General features: G+C 61.4%; 1 protein-coding gene. It reads left to right on the top strand.

Going from position 1 to position 1,027, the window contains the following annotated elements; all coding sequences use genetic code 11:
* The coding region (locus ACFYQ6_RS34955; RefSeq protein WP_388766896.1) for a condensation domain-containing protein at window positions 1–1,027 on the top strand (1,027 nt) is incomplete at both ends.

The raw sequence follows: 1,027 nt of genomic DNA, 5'->3' as shown, positions 1-1,027 counted from the left end.
TGAATCGTATGGAGGGGCCGAGCGGGACGTACAACATTCCGTTGGGTGTGCGTTTGTCGGGTGTGCTGGATGTGGTGGCTCTGCGGGCGGCTCTGGTTGATGTGGTGGGCCGTCATGAGTCTTTGCGGACGGTGTTTCCGGATGTGGGTGGTGAGCCGTGGCAGGAGGTTGTCGCGGTGGGGGATGTGGTGGTGCCGTTCGAGATGGTGGATGTGGCTGAGGGGGAGGTGGGTGCTGCCTTGGCGGGGGTGGCGTCTGCTGGTTTTGATCTTTCGGTCGATCTGCCGGTTCGGGTGTGGTTGTTCCGGGTGTCGGATGTTGAGCATGTGTTGTGTGTGGTGGTGCATCACATTGCGGGTGATGGTTGGTCTCAGGCGCCTTTGGCGCGGGATCTGGGTGTGGCTTATCGGGCGCGGGTGGGGGGTGTGGCGCCTGGGTGGGCTGATTTGCCGGTGCAGTATGCGGATTATGCGTTGTGGCAGCGTGAGGTGTTGGGTGATGAGGGGGACGAGGGTTCGGCTATTTCGCGTCAGTTGGGTTATTGGCGTGGGGTGTTGGAGGGGTTGCCGGATGAGTTGAGTTTGCCGGTGGATCGTGTTCGTCCGGTGGTTTCGAGTTATCGGGGCGGGACGGTTTCGGTGGGGTTGGGTGCGCGTTTGCACCGTGATCTGGTGGGGTTGGCGCGGTCTTCGCGTTCGAGTGTGTTCATGGTTCTGCAGGCTGGTGTGTCGGGTTTGCTGTCGCGGTTGGGGGGTGGTGTGGATATTCCGTTGGGTACGGCTGTGGCTGGTCGTACGGATGCGGCGTTGGACGATTTGGTGGGCTTCTTTGTCAATACGTTGGTGTTGCGGGCGGATGTGTCGGGGGATCCTGGGTTCGGTGAGTTGGTCGATCGGGTTCGGGTGACGGATCTGGCGGCTTTCGCGCATCAGGATGTGCCGTTCGAGCAGTTGGTGCATGCGTTGCAGCCGGCGCGGTCGTTGGCGCGGCATCCGTTGTTCCAGGTGATGGTCGTGTTGCAGAACAA

It is taken from the genome of Streptomyces sp. NPDC005494 (assembly GCF_042872025.1).
Lineage (GTDB): Bacteria > Actinomycetota > Actinomycetes > Streptomycetales > Streptomycetaceae > Streptomyces.
Note: the sequence above shows the minus strand (reverse complement) of the source record. Positions and strands in the feature narration are given on the sequence as shown.